Source organism: Streptomyces sp. V3I7 (assembly GCF_030817495.1).
In the GTDB taxonomy this organism is placed as follows: Bacteria; Actinomycetota; Actinomycetes; order Streptomycetales; family Streptomycetaceae; genus Streptomyces.
The window spans coordinates 3,170,488-3,188,495 of sequence record NZ_JAUSZK010000001.1; the positions used below are offsets into that span (position 1 = coordinate 3,170,488).

Annotated in this window: 13 protein-coding genes and 2 rRNA genes; 10 read left to right on the top strand and 5 right to left on the bottom strand. The window is 67.0% G+C overall.

The features are described from left to right. Window positions 1–148 precede the first annotated feature (148 nt). Genes QFZ74_RS14730 through QFZ74_RS14740 form a run of 3 tightly spaced genes read left to right on the top strand, consistent with a single transcriptional unit; the run spans window position 149 to window position 1,438 of the window. Complete coding sequence (locus QFZ74_RS14730; RefSeq protein WP_307621276.1) at window positions 149–994, top strand: helix-turn-helix transcriptional regulator; 846 nt, start codon at window positions 149–151, stop codon at window positions 992–994. A gap of 11 nt (window positions 995–1,005) precedes the next feature. Then, window positions 1,006–1,194, top strand: coding sequence for a DUF397 domain-containing protein (locus QFZ74_RS14735; RefSeq protein WP_307621277.1), 189 nt, complete (start codon window positions 1,006–1,008; stop codon window positions 1,192–1,194). Next, complete coding sequence (locus QFZ74_RS14740; RefSeq protein ID WP_307621278.1) at window positions 1,187–1,438, top strand: DUF397 domain-containing protein; 252 nt, start codon at window positions 1,187–1,189, stop codon at window positions 1,436–1,438. Before QFZ74_RS14735 ends, QFZ74_RS14740 begins: the two co-directional genes overlap by 8 nt. A 39-nt stretch (window positions 1,439–1,477) precedes the next feature. On the opposite strand, the gene QFZ74_RS14745 is transcribed toward QFZ74_RS14740, so the two are convergent. Beyond that, window positions 1,478–2,917: an MFS transporter gene (locus QFZ74_RS14745; RefSeq protein WP_307624156.1), complete on the bottom strand. Its 1,440-nt coding sequence runs from the start codon at window positions 2,915–2,917 to the stop codon at window positions 1,478–1,480. Between the two features lie 435 nt (window positions 2,918–3,352). On the opposite strand from QFZ74_RS14745, the gene QFZ74_RS14750 reads away from it, so the two are divergent. The 6 genes from QFZ74_RS14750 (at window position 3,353) to QFZ74_RS14775 (ending at window position 10,577) form a co-directional block, all read left to right on the top strand. Then, window positions 3,353–3,661, top strand: a complete 309-nt coding sequence (locus QFZ74_RS14750; RefSeq protein WP_014673544.1) for a hypothetical protein — start codon at window positions 3,353–3,355, stop codon at window positions 3,659–3,661. A 207-nt stretch (window positions 3,662–3,868) separates the two neighbouring features. After that, entirely contained in the window at window positions 3,869–4,714 is an 846-nt protein-coding gene (locus QFZ74_RS14755) for a hypothetical protein (protein ID WP_307621279.1), read from the top strand. Next, on the top strand, window positions 4,704–6,053 hold the full coding sequence (locus QFZ74_RS14760) for a hypothetical protein (protein ID WP_307621280.1): 1,350 nt from the start codon (window positions 4,704–4,706) through the stop codon (window positions 6,051–6,053). The genes QFZ74_RS14755 and QFZ74_RS14760 overlap by 11 nt, the downstream gene beginning before the upstream one ends. Beyond that, window positions 6,050–7,609 (top strand): SCO6880 family protein, encoded by a 1,560-nt coding sequence (locus QFZ74_RS14765; protein WP_307621281.1) that lies wholly within the window; start codon window positions 6,050–6,052, stop codon window positions 7,607–7,609. The genes QFZ74_RS14760 and QFZ74_RS14765 overlap by 4 nt, the downstream gene beginning before the upstream one ends. Before the next feature lie 6 nt (window positions 7,610–7,615). Then, entirely contained in the window at window positions 7,616–9,055 is a 1,440-nt protein-coding gene (locus tag QFZ74_RS14770) for an ATP-binding protein (RefSeq protein WP_307621282.1), read from the top strand. Window position 9,056: 1 nt separating this feature from the next. After that, complete coding sequence (locus QFZ74_RS14775; protein WP_307621283.1) at window positions 9,057–10,577, top strand: type IV secretory system conjugative DNA transfer family protein; 1,521 nt, start codon at window positions 9,057–9,059, stop codon at window positions 10,575–10,577. A gap of 39 nt (window positions 10,578–10,616) precedes the next feature. Here the strand turns inward: QFZ74_RS14775 and QFZ74_RS14780 are convergent, their stop codons facing one another. Further along, on the bottom strand, window positions 10,617–11,195 hold the full coding sequence (locus QFZ74_RS14780) for a GNAT family N-acetyltransferase (RefSeq protein ID WP_307621284.1): 579 nt from the start codon (window positions 11,193–11,195) through the stop codon (window positions 10,617–10,619). An 83-nt stretch (window positions 11,196–11,278) separates the two neighbouring features. Between QFZ74_RS14780 and QFZ74_RS14785 the strand changes: the two genes are divergently transcribed. Next, window positions 11,279–11,827: a cysteine hydrolase family protein gene (locus tag QFZ74_RS14785; RefSeq protein ID WP_307621285.1), complete on the top strand. Its 549-nt coding sequence runs from the start codon at window positions 11,279–11,281 to the stop codon at window positions 11,825–11,827. Window positions 11,828–11,843: 16 nt separating this feature from the next. On the opposite strand, the gene QFZ74_RS14790 is transcribed toward QFZ74_RS14785, so the two are convergent. The 3 genes from QFZ74_RS14790 to QFZ74_RS14800 all read right to left on the bottom strand — a co-directional run bounded on the left by QFZ74_RS14790 (window position 11,844) and on the right by QFZ74_RS14800 (window position 17,839). Beyond that, window positions 11,844–14,342: a beta-propeller fold lactonase family protein gene (locus tag QFZ74_RS14790; protein WP_307621286.1), complete on the bottom strand. Its 2,499-nt coding sequence runs from the start codon at window positions 14,340–14,342 to the stop codon at window positions 11,844–11,846. 174 nt (window positions 14,343–14,516) lie between these two features. Next, window positions 14,517–14,633, bottom strand: a 5S ribosomal RNA gene (gene rrf, locus QFZ74_RS14795). 87 nt (window positions 14,634–14,720) lie between these two features. After that, window positions 14,721–17,839 (bottom strand): 23S ribosomal RNA (locus QFZ74_RS14800). Window positions 17,840–18,008: the final 169 nt, after the last annotated feature.

Sequence of the window (18,008 nt, forward strand, 5' to 3'; positions counted from 1 at the left end):
CGCGGCCGTCCCGTCGGACGGTGTACTTCTGAGCGAGGGGCCCGGATTCAAGCTAGCGACTTCCGAGTAATGCATTACTCGATTTCGCTAAAATCCATTGGCCTCCACCCATGTGGGTGACAACCGAGGCAAGGAGAGGGACAAGTCCGTGAGGACCAACCCGACGGGTCGGCAACTCCGCTTGGGCACGGAGCTGCGCAAGCTCCGTGAACGCGCTGGCCTGACCGCCACCGAGGCCGGTCAACTGCTGGGCTCCAACCAGACCCTGATCAGCAACATCGAGGCCGGACGGGCAGGGGTGAGCCCCGAGCGGGTACGCGCGCTGGCCTGCCATTACGACTGCCCCGACAAGTCCCTCGTCGAGTCGCTTGCCGGTATGCCCGGTGACCGCAAACGCGGCTGGTGGGAGGAGTACCGCGAGATCCTGCCCGGGGCTCTGCTCGACCTGGCCGAGGTCGAGCACCACGCTGCGCGTCTTTGCACGGCCATCACCGTGCACATGCCCGGCTTGCTACAGACCACGGACCACGCCCGCGAGACGTTCCGCCAAGTCGTGCCCGATCTCTCACCGCCCGACATCGAGCATCGCGTCTCGTTTCGCATCAAACGCCAGACCGTACTCTTCAGAGACCAGCCGACCCCGTACGTCGCCCTGATCCACGAGGCCGCCCTCCGTATGCAGTTCGGTGGCCCTGCTATCGCGCGAGCGCAGTTGCACCACTTGCTGACCATGAGCGAGCGGGACCACATCACCGTCAAGGTGCTCCCGTTCACCGCCGGAGGATTCCCGGGCTCTGGCCAGTCGATCTTCTACTCCAGCGGTCCCGTGCCTCAGCTCGACACCGTCCATCTAGACCAGTCCCACGGCCCCGTCTTCCTCGACGCAGAGGCTCAACTCGCCAAGTACCGCGTACTTCTTGAACGTATGGAGGCCAAAGCTCTCCCACCCCAGAAGTCGCGGGACCTCATCCACTCCGTCATCCAGGACTTGTGAAGGGAACCAAGATGTCCGAGCACACCTGGCAGAAGGCGTCCGTCTGCGGCGAAGGCGACTCTTGCGTCCACGTCGCCTCTACCGGCACCGCCATCCATCTCACCGAAAGCGCCGACCCCACCGAAGCGATACTCACGGCCACCCCGGCCTCCTTCCGCGCCCTCCTCTCCGTACTCAACGAGGACACGCACCGTGGCTGACATCCCCACCGACCTCACCTGGGAACGCGCCGCCCCGCCGGAGGCAACCGGTCCCGGCCCCTGGATCGAGATCGCCTTCGGCGAGGGCGACGGCCCCGAAGCGCCGGTCTACCTCCGCGAGACCAGCGACCCGGACAACGTGGTCACGACCAACCGCCGCAAGTGGGACGCCTTCGTTCTGGGCGTACAGGCGGGCGAGTTCGACCACTTCGTGGCGGGCGTACCGGATGACTTGGCACCATAACGCTCACCGGCCCTCGACATCTGACGCTGACGCTGACGCTCAGTAAGGGGACGCCGGATGCTGGGCGTTGATCAGGGCGTCGGCCTCCTCCTCGGTGGCCACGGCCGGCGGCGAGCCCGCGAGCGGGCGCTGGGCCGTCTCCCTCATCAGGTACACGCAGATCATGCCGACCAGCGCGGCCGCCATCGCGTAGTACGCCGGCATCAGGTCGGTGCCCGTGGCGCTGATGAGGCCGGTGATGATCAGCGGAGTCGTGCCGCCGAAGAGGGAGGCGGCCACGTTGTAGCCGATGGACAGGCCGCCGTACCGCACCTCGGTCGGGAACAGTGCGGGCAGCACCGCCGACATGGTGCCCAGCAGGCAGACCAGCGAGAAGCCCAGCATCAGCATGCCCACGGCCACCGCCGCGAGGCTCCCCTGCCGCAGCAGCAGGAAGGCCGGCAGGGAGAGGAAGAAGAATCCCGCCATCCCCGCCATGAGCAGCGGCTTGCGGCCGATCCGGTCGTTGAGCCGGCCGACGAAGGTGATGACGATCATCAGGACCACCATCATCACCAGCAGGATCACCAGCCCGTGCGTCTCCTCGTACCCGAGCGTGGCCGTCAGATAGGTCGGCATGTACGACAGCAGCATGTAGTCGTTGATGTTGTACGCCGCGACCAGCCCGAAGCACAGCACCAGCGCCCGCCACTGATCCGCGAAGATCCGCCGGAACTCCTTGCGCGGGACCGCGTCCGGGTTGCCCTGCTCCAGCGACACCGGCGCCGTGTGCTCGGCCTCCAGCTTCAGATAGGCCGGCGTCTCGTCCAGCTTCAGCCGCAGATACAGACCGATCAGCCCGAGCGGCCCGGCGACGAGGAACGGCACCCGCCAGCCCCAGTCGTTCATCACGCCCGTACCGAGCACCGCGGTCATCACCGTGACCAGGGTCGCCGCGGCCACGTACCCGGCGAGCGTCCCGAACTCCAGGAAGCTGCAGAAGAATCCGCGCCGCTTGTCCGGGGCGTACTCCGCCATGAACGTCGCCGCACCCCCGTACTCGCCGCCGGTCGAGAACCCCTGCACCAGCCGGAAGAAGACCAGCAGCGCGGGCGCCCAGTTGCCGATCGTCGCGTGACTGGGGATGAGCCCGATGCAGAAGGTGCCCAGCGCCATCATGATCATGGTCGCGGCGAGCACGGTCCTGCGGCCGATCCGGTCGCCGAGCGGCCCGAAGAACAGCCCGCCGAGCGGCCGCACCAGGAACGCGATGGCGAACGTCGCGAACGAGGAGAGAAGACGGGTGGTCTCGGAACCGCCGGGAAAGAAGACGTTGCCGATGGTCACCGCGAGATAGCTGTAGATCCCGAAGTCGAACCACTCCATGGCGTTTCCGAGGGCCGCCGCCTTCACCGCACGCCTGACCATGCGTTCGTCGGTCACGGTGATGTCGCTGCGGCGCAGCCGCGGATGGGTCCGGCGGTGGACCGCGCGGAACATGTTCCGGTGGCGCCTGCGCGCCTGCCACTCGTGCTCGCTGATGGATTCCGCGTCGTCCGCGTCCACAGGTCCTGCCTCTCTCCCGGTCAGTCCCTGAATACCTCTTAGCGGTCACTTTTCAGCACATGCGACACGTCGTCACGACTTCATGGACCAGTGGGAACATCGTCTCGGCGCCTCACCCGACCAGCCGTCAGAAACCGTTCCAGGCCGAAAAAGGGTCAACGACGGAACCACAGGACAGGTTCTGCCCAGGTGTCGTTGCCCGCGGTGACCTGCCGTGATACACAGAGTGACCGTACGCGATACGCGTACGAAACCCGCCAATCAATGACGCCAAGTCGACATGCGACCACGGCATCGTCGGCGAGAATGAGGCCTGACCTCTGCAGACCGCAGGGGATGCGGAACTACCCACCAGGGGCGGTGACTTACATGCTCTTTGCAGCCGACAAGGGAGACATCAACACCATCATCGGCGGGATCGCTCCGGACTGGGGCCCCTTCGGCAGCCTGGGCAACGAGGCGAAAGTGATGATCGAGGTGGTGATGGCCGTGGCCATCCTGCTCTGCCTCGGCATCGCGGTCTGGGGCGCGGCCAAACAGCGTATCGGCGCGACGGCCCTCCGGGACACCTTCAGCGCCGAGCAGGGCAAGGGCCTCATCATCGCCGGCCTGACGGGCGTCTTCATCATCGGCTCACTCGGCACGCTGTTCACCATCGTGTACGGCATGGCCGTTTAGCCGCCCCGGGTTTCCTCATGTCCCCCTCCGGGTGCGCCCGGTACCCCCTAGCCCACCCGCCCGTCGTCGTGCCCACCGGCTGAGGTTGCGTTTCCTGATGTCGAGTCACCACACCGCGCCCGCGCGGGAACCAGCACGGCTACCGTCGTATGCCTACGCGGTCCGATACGAGGTGTTCCTGTACGACGTCGAGGGGGCGTACACGGCATGAGTTCCGGAGACGAACACGGTTCCTCCGAGGGTTACCGCGACACGACGAACGCGACGCGCACGCGGCTGCCGGACGGCGACCCGTACGGCGGCGCCGCGCGCCGCTCGTCGCGGTCGTCCTCGCGGAGCCTGGTCACGGTCGTCGGCGTGGTCGTCCTCCTCGTCGCCGCGATCGCGTTCGCGAACCGCGGCGGCGGGAGTGGGGGCGGGGCCGGGTCCGCCTCCGGCGAGGACACCGGCGACAAACCCGCCGCCTCGGCGACAGCGGCGAGCGGCGTACGCCCGGTGAAGTCGAAGAGCGGGACCATTCCGACGGGGTTCGCGCACGACGAGCAGGGGGCGGCGAGTGCGGCGGCCAACTACGCGACGATGCTGGTCTCCGCCGACATCCTCAAGCCATCCCGGCGCGCCGAGATCGTGCGTCAGGCCTTCGTCGCCGACCAGCAGGCCGCGCTGACGCGGAAGTTCGGCACCGCTTACTCCAAGGAGTTCCTGAGCAACATCGGCCTGGACCAGAACGGCAACGCGACCAAGGGCCACACCTACGTCTCACGCACCGTGCCGATCGGCACCAAGGCGAAGGACTACTCGGCCACTGCGGCGACCCTCGAAGTCTGGTGCACCGGGCTGTACGGCACGGCGGGCGCGGACTCGACCAACCCGGTCACCAGCGACTGGTTCACCATGACGCTCCGGCTGCGCTGGGCGGACGACGACTGGAAGATCGACAGCTTCTCCCAGAAGGACGGCCCGGCGCCCGTTCCCGGCGACGACAAGGCGTCCAACGCGGACGAGATGGCCAAGGCAGTTAAGGAGTACGGAGGCTTCACCTATGCCCGGTAGCCCGCGCCGCGCGCTCAAGGTCACCGCCGCCGTCGCCTCCGTACAGAGCGCCCTCGTACTGCTGGCCACACGAGCGGCCGCCGCACCGACCCCGAAGCCCTCGTCCGACAAGTGCGATCTCATCGTCGGACCCGCCAAGAAGTACTGCGAGCGGGGCGAGGGTGGCAAGACAGGCTCCCCCGGCCTCACCCCCGACACCCCCATCACCCCCACCCTCGACCCCCTCCAGGCCCTCGCCAAGGGGTGTGCCGAGGCCGCTTCCTGGACCATCGACAAGCTGAGTGCGGCTCTGAAGGAAACGGCGACCGTCGATTTCACGAACCCCGAGTTCCGCAAGCAGTACGCGGTCGTCTTCGCCGCGTCCGCCATCCTCACCCTCCTGCTGTGGCTTCTGGCGGTGGCCAAGCGAGCCGTCCGCGGCGTCCCCATCACCACCGCCGTCTCCGAGGCCGTCGGGTTCCTCTGGCTCACGGTCCTCGCCTCCGCCTTCACCCCCCTGATCCTCTACACGGTCGTCTCCGCGACCGACGGCGTCAGCGACGTCCTCACGGCGACCACGGGCGACCAGACCCACGTCTTCTTCGGCACCTTCTCCGGCGCGTTGAAGAAGGGGGACGACATCGGCGGCGGCCCCATCATGCTGATCCTGGTGTCGCTCGTCTCGACCCTCGCCGCGGGCGTCCTCTACCTGGAGCTGTTCCTGCGAGCCGTCCTGCTGTACGTCGGTGCCCTCCTCGGCGTCGTCGTCTACTCGGGCCTCGTCGACAAGAACCTGTGGGGTCACGTCCGCCGCTGGGCGGGCATCATGATCGCGGTGATCCTGGTCAAGCCGGTGATCGTCATCGTGCTCGGCCTCGCCAGCGCGCTGACCACCGACGACGGGCCGGACGCCGTCGGCGCCATCGTCTCCGGGCTCGCGATCATCCTGCTCGCCATCTTCGCCAGCGGCATGATCTACCGCTTCGTCCCCGGCTTCGGCGACGAGATCGCAGGCGGCCGCAACAACCGCATCATGCAGGGCGCCGAGCGCAAGGCCGCCGCGGTCATCAGCTCCCCGGCCAGCATGGTCGCGCAGGGCATCAAGACCCACAGCACCCGCGCCGACGTCAACGCGGGCGGCGGGGGCGGCCAGTCGAGCAGCACCCCGCGTCCGGCCAACCCGGTCACCGGCGGCGTCGCCGCGCACAGCACCCGCGCCCAGAACGCCGGTGGCGGCGGATCCGTCCCCTCCGCCGCACCCGCGCCGCGCTCGCCCGGCTCGGCGACCAGCCCGGTGAACACCCCGCACGCCAGCAACGCCCGCAACACCAGCAACCGCTCAGGAGGTGAAGGGCGTTGACGACCGAGTCCCACCTGTCCCATCCGGTCACGCCCCGCCGTACGTATCTCATCGGCCGCGCCCGGCCGAACGCTGTCATCGGCCGGAACCGTGAGACCGGCGAGATCGCGCTCATCATCGCCGGTGCGTTCCTCGGCATGATGTGCGGCCTCCTGGTGCCCGTCCTGCCGATGCGCATCGTGCTGCTGACGGGCTTCCCGATGCTGGCGCTGGCGGCGGTCTACGTGCCGTACAAGCGCCGTACCTTCTACAAGTGGTTCGAGATCAACCGCAGTTACAAGCGCGTGCTCCGCCAGGGCACCACCTACCGCAGCGGGGTCATGGAGGCCGGCACCCGGCTCGACGGGCGGGAGATCGAGATCGGGGCGCCGCCCGGCATCGGACGCATCAGCTGGCTCGCCGCCCCCTTCGGGCCGGACGAGATCGCCGTACTGCTGCACGCCGACCGCAGGACCGTCACCGCGGCCATCGAGATCGAGGGGCCCGGCGTCGGTCTGCGCGACTCCGAGGACCAGGAGGCCCTCGTCGATCGCTTCGGCACGCTGCTGAAGCACGTGGCCAACGGCGACGGCTTCGTCACCCGGCTCCAGATGCTCGCCCGTACGCTGCCCGCCGACCCGGACGCCCACGCCAAGGACGTCGCCCAGCGCGGGGACGAGAAGGCGCCTGAGTGGCTGACACGCTCGTACGACCAGCTCCAGTCCATGGTGTCGACCAGCAGCGAGCAGCACCGCGCCTACCTCGTCGCGTGCATGCACTACACCCGCGAACTGGCCGCCGAGGCCCACGCCATGGCCCGCGCGGCCCGGCCCCACTCGGGCCGGAAGGTCGACCGGGACGCCGGTCTCGCGGTCGTCATGGCCCGCGAGCTGACCGACATCTGCTCGCGCCTTCAGGAGGCCGACATCCGCGTACGCCAGCCGCTCGGCCAGGGCCGGCTCGCCTCGCTCGTCCACTCCATGTACGACCCGGATCACCCCATCGACCACATCCAGGCGATGTCGAAACGCAACGCCTGGCCGGCCGAGCTGGACGCCGTCGACCCCACCCACCTCAAGGCCAAGACCCGCGAGTCCAGCACCCGCGCACCCTGGTGCCACTCCACGGCCTGGGTGAAGGAGTGGCCGATGACCCCGGTGGGCGTCAACTTCCTCGCCCCGCTGCTCGTCCACACCCCGGACGTCATCCGCACCGTCGCCGTCACGATGGACCTCGAACCCACCGAGATCGCCATCGAGCGCATGCTCACCGAGAAGACCAACGACGAGGCCGAGGCCAGCCGCGCCGCCAAGATGAACCGCACCGTCGACCCGCGCGACGTGGCCGCCCACAGCCGCCTCGACCAGCGCGGCGAGGACCTGGCGAGCGGCGCGGCCGGGGTCAACCTCGTCGGCTACATCACCGTCTCCTCCCGCTCCCCGGAGGCGCTGGCCCGCGACAAGCGGACCATAAGGGCCTCGGCCGGAAAGTCGTATCTGAAGCTGGAGTGGTGCGACCGCGAGCACCACCGGGCCTTCGTCAACACGCTGCCCTTCGCCACCGGCATCCGGAGGTAGGACCTGATGCGGGATCCGCTGTCCGTCCTCACCGACGCCTTCACGTCCTTCCTCTTCGGGAAGGTCGAGACGACCCGCCTGCCGGTACGCACGTCCACGGGCCAGGCCCAGGCCGTCTACCTGCCCACCGCCGCCCCCGGCCTCGGCGACTCCGGCGTGATCATCGGCCGCGAGGTCTACTCGGGCAAGGGCTACATCTACGACCCCTTCCAGCTGTACGGCCAGCAGCTCCCGGCCCCGCACTGGCTGGTGCTCGGCGAGTCCGGCAACGGCAAGTCGGCCCTCGAGAAGACGTACGTCCTGCGGCAGTTGCGCTTCCGCGACCGGCAGGTCGTCGTGCTCGACGCACAGGGCGAGGACGGGGTCGGCGAGTGGAACCTCATCGCCGAGGAGCTGGGAATAACGCCGATCCGGCTGGACCCGACGGCCGCCCTGAACCACGGCATCCGGCTCAACCCGCTGGATCCCGCGATCACCACGACCGGCCAGCTCGCGCTGCTGCGCACCATCATCGAGGTCGCCCTCGGGCACGGCCTCGACGAGCGCTCCGGCTTCGCGCTGAAGGTGGCGCACGCCTACGTCAACGAGACGATCGTCGAGCGCCAGCCGGTGCTGACCGACATCGTCGAGCAACTGCGGCACCCCGAACCGGACTCGGCCGAGGCGATGAACGTCGCCCTGGACGACGTACGGGCGTGGGGCCTGGACGTGGCGCTGGTCCTGGACCGGCTGGTCGACGGTGACCTGCGGGGCATGTTCGATGGCCCCACGACGGTCGGCATCGACCTGGACGCCCCGCTGATCGTCTTCGACCTCAGCCACATCGACCGCAACTCCATCGCCATGCCGATCCTGATGGCGATCGTCGGCGTGTGGCTGGAGCACACCTGGATCCGCCCCGACCGCAAGAAGCGCATCTTCCTGGTCGAGGAGGCCTGGCACATCATCAACAGCCCGTTCGTGGCGCAGCTGTTCCAGCGGCTGCTCAAGTTCGGGCGGCGGCTGGGTCTGTCGTTCGTGGCGGTCGTCCACCACCTGTCGGACGTCGTGGACGGAGCGGCGGCGAAGGAGGCGGCCGCCATCCTGAAGATGGCCTCGACCCGGACCATCTACGCCCAGAAGGCCGACGAGGCACGGGCGACCGGCCGGGTGCTGGGCCTGCCCCGGTGGGCGGTGGAGATCATCCCGACGCTCACGCCCGGCATCGGCGTCTGGGACGTCAACGGCAACGTCCAGGTGGTCAAGCACCTGGTGACGGAGACGGAACGGCCCCTGGTCTTCACCGACCGCGCCATGACCGAGTCCTCCAGCGACCGCGACCGCCTGGCCGACGACGCCCTGCGCGCCGCCGAACTGGAGGCGGAGGAACGGGCGGCGGCCTTCATGGAACAGCACCTCGGCGATCACCTGGACGGGTACGGGCCGTCCGAGCCGACGGTGGCCTGAGATGACGGCCGCGCCCCAGGAACCAGGCCCCCGCAAGGACGGACAGGGCGGCGTGCCCGACGGGCTGCTCGTCGGCCTGCTCGCCTTCCTGCTCGGCATGACGCTGCTGGTGTGGACGGCGACGGGCCTCGCGGGCTGGTTCGACCGGGGCGCCTGGCCCTCCGGCCTCGCCTTCACCCGTACGCCCCTGGCCATGCGGCACCTCATCGGCTCACCGCACGACATCGCCGGCGCCTGGCCGGACATCCCGTCCGGGCAGCTGTCGGGGTACGGGCTGTTCTGGGGGCTGTTCCTCGGGCAGCTGATGGTGCTGTTCGTCCTCACCGTGTTCGCCCTCGGGACGGTGGCCCGGTGGCGGGCGGTGCGCGCGAGACGGCGGCTCGCGGCGAAGGCGGCGGTCCCGGCTCCGCAGCCACAGCCACAGCCACAGCCACAGTACGAGGTGTACGAGGTGTACGACGTCCCGGAGCCGCGCAAGGAGCCGGCACCGGAGCCGAGGCCCGCGGAACCAGTCCGGGAGCCGGTCGGTGAGCCGGTCGGTGAGCCGGTCCGTGAGCCGGACCCGTTGGCGGTCGAGAACGCTCCGTCGGTCACCCGGTGGGGCCAGGTCCTCGTCGCCCCCAGGGAACACCGCCAGGCCGCCGCCGCCCGCGCCGTCAGGGACGCGGAGGGGCCCCTCCTCGTCGTCACCTCCAACCCGGCCCTGTGGGCGGAGACCAAGGACGGCCGGGCCAAGCTCGGCCCCACCCACCTGTACGACCCCACCCACCGCTGCGACACCCCGGCCCGCCTCCACTGGTCCCCCACCCGCGGCTGCGAGGACAGACGGACGGCGGCCGCCCGGGCGAGCGCCCTGCTGGCCCCGGTCCGTCCCACCGCACGGCTGGACCAGGCGGTCGGCGACACGGCGGAAACGCTCCTGCGGAGCTATCTGCACGCCGCCGCCGTAGACGGCCGCACCATCCGCCACGTCCACCGCTGGGCCCAGGGCACCCAGGTCCAGGACGCGGTGCGCATCCTTCGCTCACACACCGAGGCGGCCGCCGGCTCCGCAGGGGAGCTGGAGGCGGCGCTCACCTCGTACCCGGAACGCCGTGACATCGCCCAGGAGTTGACGAGCCGGGCGCTGTCGGCGCTCTCCACGGTCAACATCCGCGAGGCCTGCGCCCCGAACCGAACTGATGCGCTCGCCCTGGATTCCTTCGTGAACGAAGGGGGCACGCTCTATGTGGTGGGGGAATCCATCGAGGACCCGAGGGCCGTCCCAGGTGCCATGCCCCTCCTGACGGCTCTCGTCGCAAGCGTGGTCGAGCGTGGCCGGTGCATGGCCGAACGGTCATCCGCCGGTCGCCTCGACCCACCACTCACCCTCGTCCTCGACGACATCGCGGCCGTGGCCCCACTCCCCCAGCTCCCGGACCTGCTGTCCACCGGCACGGCCCAGGGCCTGCCGACCCTCGCCCTGCTCCGCTCCCACGAACAGGGCCGGTCCCGCTGGCCGCACCAGAGCCTGCCGGTCTGACCGCCTGACCGCTTGATCGCCTGATCGCCTGCCCGCTGGCTACCGCTCCAGGACGAACTCCAGCTCGCTCTCCGTCTCGTCCTTCACGAACGACACGACGAGCCCGCTCGGCACGAACCCCGCCTTGCGGTACGCCCGTTGCGCCCGTGCGTTGTCCGCGTGGACGAACAGCCGCACCCGCTCGGCGCGCTGCTGCCACGCCCACTCGGCGCCGGCGTCGAAGAGGAGCTTGATGAGCCCGTTGCCGCGGTGCTCGGGACGTACGAACACACCGACCAGGTGCCCCTGCCGCCGCTCGACGGGGCGCCCGGACCAGTCCCGCGAGCCGGCCTCCTCCATGAGCACGGTGACCGTGCCGGCCCACGTCCCGTCCGGCGCCTCGGCGATGAACTGATGGGCGCTGGTGGACCCTTCGCCGGAGTTCACGGCCCGCTCCCGGTAGAAGGAGTCCGGCCGCCCCGCGGCGTCCTCGTACGTCTCCAGGAAGGCGATGGGCGCGACCGGGTCCCGCAGCGCGTCCAGACGCAACTGCCGTACGGAATCCCAGTCGTCGGGGCGTATGGCGCGGACCACGTAGTCGTCGCTGATCGGAGTGTTCGGAGTGTTCGGAGTGCTCATGGCGCCACCGTAACCGCGCCCGCCTCCGGCGCTCACCTGGAATACGGGCACCCGTTGTCAGTGGCAGGTCCTACGGTGAGCGCATGACTACGCTTCACGATCGACCCAACACCGCACTGCTCGTCATCGACGTACAGAACAAGGTGGTTTCCGGCTCCCACAACCGTGACGACGTCATCGCCAACATCAACACCCTGATCGACAAGGCCCGCGCGGAGGACGTGCCGGTGGTGTGGGTGCAGCACAGCAGCGACGAGCTCGTACGGGGCAGCGAGGGCTGGGAGCTCGTACCGGAGCTGAAGCCCCGCGACACCGAGCCCCTCGTCCACAAGACCTACGGGGACTCCTTCGAGGACACCGAGCTGGAGGCGGTCCTGGCCGAGCGCGAGGTGGGCCGGGTCGTGGTCACGGGCGCGCAGACCGACTTCTGCGTCCGCTCCACGCTGCACGGCGCACTCGTCCGCGGCTACGACGCGACGCTGGTCGCCGACGCCCACACCACCGAGGACCTCAGCGCGTACGGCGCTCCCGCCCCGGAGCAGGTGATCGCCCACACGAACCTGTACTGGAGGTTCCAGAACGCACCCGGCCGCCGGGGCGGGACGGTGGACACCGCGGAGGTGACCTTCTGACCGCCGTCAGTCGTCGTCAGTCATCGTCCTCCAACTCCTCCGCCTGATCGTTGGGGACGGCGCCGTAGAGATCGTGCCGCGGCTCCGGCATCACGGAACCGGACCCGCGCACGCTCTTCCAGATCGCCTCGTTGAAGGTGCGCTCGTCGATCTGGTCCTCCTTGGTGAGGTCCTGCCGCGCCGAGACACCGGCCATCGGCGCGTTCGCCCCGTTCACGGTCGTCAGGTCGTACGACGGCTTCACGACGTCGTACGGCCTCGTGTCGGGGTGGGCGGTGAAGGAGTTCACCATCGGAGTCGCGTACGCGTCGAACTGCGTCATGGGCGCGAGCCCCAGCAGCAGCTCGATCGTGCGCACCATGGAGGCGGTGCTGTAGAAGGTCGAGTCGACCCGGCCGATCTGCGTGTACGGGCTGATGACCTGCGAGAGCGTCCGGTGGGCGTCGACATGGTCGGGGCCGTTCTGCGCGTCGTCCTCGGTCACGAAGATCGCGGTCGACTTCCAGAACCTCGAGTGCGAGACGGCGTCGACGAGCTGCCCGAGCGCCCAGTCGTTGTCGCCGACGTAGGCCTGCGGGGTCGGCATGCCGACCTTGGTCCCGGAGGTGTGGTCGCTGGGCAGCCGCACCATCTCGAAGGCGGGCAGGTTCCCGTTCGCCTCGTACTGGGCGAACTCCTTCTTCCACTCCTCGACCCGCGGGCTCCCGCACAGCGCGCTGCGCGCCGCGAAGGAGCCGGCGGAGTCCGGGCAGCTGAGGTTGTACGGCCCGAAGTCACGGTCGGTGCCGGCGTCGAGGACGGGATCCTCGGCGACGGACTTCCCGCTCGCGTCGGCGTTCACGTAGAAGCCGTAGTTGCGGAAGCTCACGCCCTTGTCGTGGAGCCGCTGCCAGATGTAGGCGTGCTCGGGGTCCTTGTTGGGGGCGATGGCCGGGTTGCCGTTCTCCGAGGGGTAGCTGTGGTTGCGGCCCGAGTAGTTCGCGGGCCACCCCTGCTCGGTGTACGGGTTGGAGTTGGCGGCGACGGTCCAGTTCCAGCCCTGCGCGCTGACCTCGGCGTCGGCGTAGAAGTTGTCGAGGGTGACGAACCGGCGTTGCAGGGCACGTGCGTTGGGCGCCGATTCCTCGCCGAAGAGGTTGAGCGAGGGGTCCCCGTTGCCCTTCCCCAGCGAGCCGAACTCCTGGTCGTAGGTCCGGTTCTCCTTGACGACGTAGATGACGTGTTTGATCGGCGTCCGCTCACCGACCCGGCGCGGGACGACGGCGCCGGTCGCCCGGGGGCTGTCCGCCTCCTCGAACCCGTTGTTCGCGACGACGGTCCGCGTCCACCGCTGCAGCTGCCCTGACCCGTCGCCCAGCGGGATGGTCGACAGGGTGCCCTTCATCATCGAGCCCGAGTACTGGTCGGGCGAGGTGGGAGCGGTGGACGTCGGATTCGGGTAGCCGGGGCCGTTGTTGGGCCCGGCGCCGAGCCCCTTGGCGTTGGTGACGAACAGCTTCCCGTCGTGGGGAACGACGGCGGTCGGGTACCAGCCGGTGGGGATCAGCCCGGACGTACGCCCCGTGCGCAGGTCGACGACGGCGACGTCGTTGTTCCCCGCGTTGGCGACATAGAGCCGGCCCCCGTCCTCCGACAGCGCGAGCGCGTCGGGGTTGCTGCCGACGGGAGCGTCCTCGTACGGCGCGAGCCCGATCGTCCGCGTCACCTTCCGGCTGGCGACGTCGATGACACTGACCTGGTCGCTGTCCCCGTTCGCGACGTAGAGGGTCTGCTGGTCCGCGTCGGTGATGACGGCGTTGGGATGGGTCCCGACCTTGACGGCGGTCCGCTGCACCGGCTCCGGCCCGCTGATGTCGAGCACGCTGACGGTGTCCCCGCCCTGGTTGGTGACGAAGGCGGTCTTCCCGTCCTCCGCGAGGGCGACGGCGTACGGCGCGTGGCCCACGGGCACGGTGGCCATGGATCCGTCGCCGAGATTCACCACGGTGGCGGCATCGGCGAGCCGGTCGGCGACGACCAGGCGCTTCCCGTCGGGCGTGACGGCGATCCCGGCCGGATACATGTTCACCGGCTGCCCCTCGGGGTTCCTCGTGGGCAGCTTGATGGGGCCGGTCTCCGTCAGCCGGCCGCCGCTCACGTCGTACGTGTGGATGATCTCGCGCCCGCCTCCGCTGGCGTAGGCACGCGTGCCGTCGGGGCTGAAGGCCAGCCCCGTGAACACCGCCTGAGGGCTCGGATACGAGATCGTCTGCACGACCTCCGAGTCCTCCGGGTCGATCACCTGGAGGGACTGGGTGCCCTGGCCGGCGTTGGTCACCAGGAGCATGCTCCGGTCCGGCGACAGCACGGCGTTGAGCGGGAGGTTGCCCAGCCGGGACTGGTGCCCGGCGGGGGTGACTTTGTAGCCGACGGGAGTGATGGCGGTCCCGTCGTCCTGCGGTCCCGGGGTGCGCGGCCCGCCGACGGTGGCGAGGGCGACTGCGGCTCCCGTGACGAGGACGGCAGTACCTGCCATCACGGTGACAACACGGCGTCTGGTGCGGCGTCTGAGGACCATGAGTCACGACGGTGACACGTTCCGTCGCCGTGCGGGAAGACCCTGGACAACATGAACATGACGATGGCGTGAACGCGAAAGAGCCCCAACTCACGGGTACCTACCCGGAGTTGGGGCTCTATCTCAAAATTTGTTCGGCGGCGTCCTACTCTCCCACAGGGTCCCCCCTGCAGTACCATCGGCGCTGTGAGGCTTAGCTTCCGGGTTCGGAATGTAACCGGGCGTTTCCCTCACGCTATGACCACCGAAACACTATGAAACTGACAACCAGACCACGCTCTGTGAAACGTGGGGCTGTTCGTGGTTTCAGAACCAACACAGTGGACGCGAGCAACTGAGGACAAGCCCTCGGCCTATTAGTACCAGTCAACTCCACCCGTTACCGGGCTTCCATATCTGGCCTATCAACCCAGTCGTCTACTGGGAGCCTTACCCTCTCAAGGAGGTGGGAATACTCATCTCGAAGCAGGCTTCCCGCTTAGATGCTTTCAGCGGTTATCCCTCCCGAACGTAGCCAACCAGCCATGCCCTTGGCAGGACAACTGGCACACCAGAGGTTCGTCCGTCCCGGTCCTCTCGTACTAGGGACAGCCCTTCTCAATATTCCTACGCGCACAGCGGATAGGGACCGAACTGTCTCACGACGTTCTAAACCCAGCTCGCGTACCGCTTTAATGGGCGAACAGCCCAACCCTTGGGACCGACTCCAGCCCCAGGATGCGACGAGCCGACATCGAGGTGCCAAACCATCCCGTCGATATGGACTCTTGGGGAAGATCAGCCTGTTATCCCCGGGGTACCTTTTATCCGTTGAGCGACGGCGCTTCCACAAGCCACCGCCGGATCACTAGTCCCGACTTTCGTCCCTGCTCGACCCGTCGGTCTCACAGTCAAGCTCCCTTGTGCACTTACACTCAACACCTGATTACCAACCAGGCTGAGGGAACCTTTGGGCGCCTCCGTTACTCTTTAGGAGGCAACCGCCCCAGTTAAACTACCCATCAGACACTGTCCCTGATCCGGATCACGGACCCAGGTTAGACATCCAGCACGACCAGACTGGTATTTCAACGACGACTCCCACGACACTGGCGTGCCGTGCTCAAAGTCTCCCAGCTATCCTACACAAGCCGAACCGAACACCAATATCAAACTGTAGTAAAGGTCCCGGGGTCTTTCCGTCCTGCTGCGCGAAACGAGCATCTTTACTCGTAGTGCAATTTCACCGGGCCTATGGTTGAGACAGTCGAGAAGTCGTTACGCCATTCGTGCAGGTCGGAACTTACCCGACAAGGAATTTCGCTACCTTAGGATGGTTATAGTTACCACCGCCGTTTACTGGCGCTTAAGTTCTCAGCTTCGCCACACCGAAATGTGACTAACCGGTCCCCTTAACGTTCCAGCACCGGGCAGGCGTCAGTCCGTATACATCGCCTTACGGCTTCGCACGGACCTGTGTTTTTAGTAAACAGTCGCTTCTCGCTGGTCTCTGCGGCCACCCCCAGCTCGAGCAGCAAGTGCTCTCACCAGTGATGGCCCCCCTTCTCCCGAAGTTACGGGGGCATTTTGCCGAGTTCCTTAACCATAGTTCACCCGAACGCCTCGGTATTCTCTACCTGACCACCTGAGTCGGTTTAGGGTACGGGCCGCCATGAAACTCGCTAGAGGCTTTTCTCGACAGCATAGGATCATCCACTTCGCCACAATCGGCTCGGCATCAGGTCTCAGACTCATGGTGTGCGGATTTGCCTACACACCGTCCTACACCCTTACCCCGGGACAACCATCGCCCGGGCTGGACTACCTTCCTGCGTCACCCCATCACTCACCTACTAACCGCTTGGGCCGGCGGCTCCACCACTTTCCATTCCCCGAAGGGTCCGGAACGGCTTCACGGCCTTAGCATCACGATGCTCGATGTTTGACGCTTCACAGCGGGTACCGGAATATCAACCGGTTATCCATCGACTACGCCTGTCGGCCTCGCCTTAGGTCCCGACTTACCCTGGGCAGATCAGCTTGACCCAGGAACCCTTAGTCAATCGGCGCACACGTTTCTCACGTGTGTATCGCTACTCATGCCTGCATTCTCACTCGTGAACCGTCCACAACTCGCTTCCGCGGCTGCTTCACCCGGCACACGACGCTCCCCTACCCATCCATACACCCGTTGGGGCTTATTGTATGAATGACACGACTTCGGCGGTACGCTTGAGCCCCGCTACATTGTCGGCGCGGAATCACTAGACCAGTGAGCTATTACGCACTCTTTCAAGGGTGGCTGCTTCTAAGCCAACCTCCTGGTTGTCTGTGCGACTCCACATCCTTTCCCACTTAGCGTACGCTTAGGGGCCTTAGTCGATGCTCTGGGCTGTTTCCCTCTCGACCATGGAGCTTATCCCCCACAGTCTCACTGCCGTGCTCTCACTTACCGGCATTCGGAGTTTGGCTAAGGTCAGTAACCCGGTAGGGCCCATCGCCTATCCAGTGCTCTACCTCCGGCAAGAAACACACGACGCTGCACCTAAATGCATTTCGGGGAGAACCAGCTATCACGGAGTTTGATTGGCCTTTCACCCCTAACCACAGGTCATCCCCCAGGTTTTCAACCCTGGTGGGTTCGGTCCTCCACGAAGTCTTACCTCCGCTTCAACCTGCCCATGGCTAGATCACTCCGCTTCGGGTCTTGAGCGTGCTACTGAATCGCCCTGTTCGGACTCGCTTTCGCTACGGCTTCCCCACACGGGTTAACCTCGCAACACACCGCAAACTCGCAGGCTCATTCTTCAAAAGGCACGCAGTCACGAGAAGCACCAAAGTGCTTCCGACGCTCCCACGGCTTGTAGGCACACGGTTTCAGGTACTATTTCACTCCGCTCCCGCGGTACTTTTCACCATTCCCTCACGGTACTATCCGCTATCGGTCACCAGGGAATATTTAGGCTTAGCGGGTGGTCCCGCCAGATTCACACGGGATTTCTCGGGCCCCGTGCTACTTGGGTGTCTCTCAAACGAGCCGCTGACGTTTCGACTACGGGGGTCTTACCCTCTACGCCGGACCTTTCGCATGTCCTTCGTCTACATCAACGGTTTCTGACTCGTCTCACAGCCGGCAGACTGTGAAAGAGAGATCCCACAACCCCCACGACGCAACCCCTGCCGGGTCTCACACGTCGTAGGTTTGGCCTCATCCGGTTTCGCTCGCCACTACTCCCGGAATCACGGTTGTTTTCTCTTCCTGCGGGTACTGAGATGTTTCACTTCCCCGCGTTCCCTCCACACTGCCTATGTGTTCAGCAGCGGGTGACAGCCCATGACGACTGCCGGGTTTCCCCATTCGGAAACCCCCGGATCAAAGCCTGGTTGACGGCTCCCCGGGGACTATCGTGGCCTCCCACGTCCTTCATCGGTTCCTGGTACCAAGGCATCCACCGTGCGCCCTTAAAAACTTGGCCACAGATGCTCGCGTCCACTGTGCAGTTCTCAAACAACGACCAGCCACCCATCACCCCACCAGACAAACCGGTGAGTGCACTGGGGCCGGCGACTGAGGAGAAGATCATTCCCTCAGACACCCAACAGCGTGCCCGGCCAAGCCCCCGTCCGAAGATCATGCGTTCCACA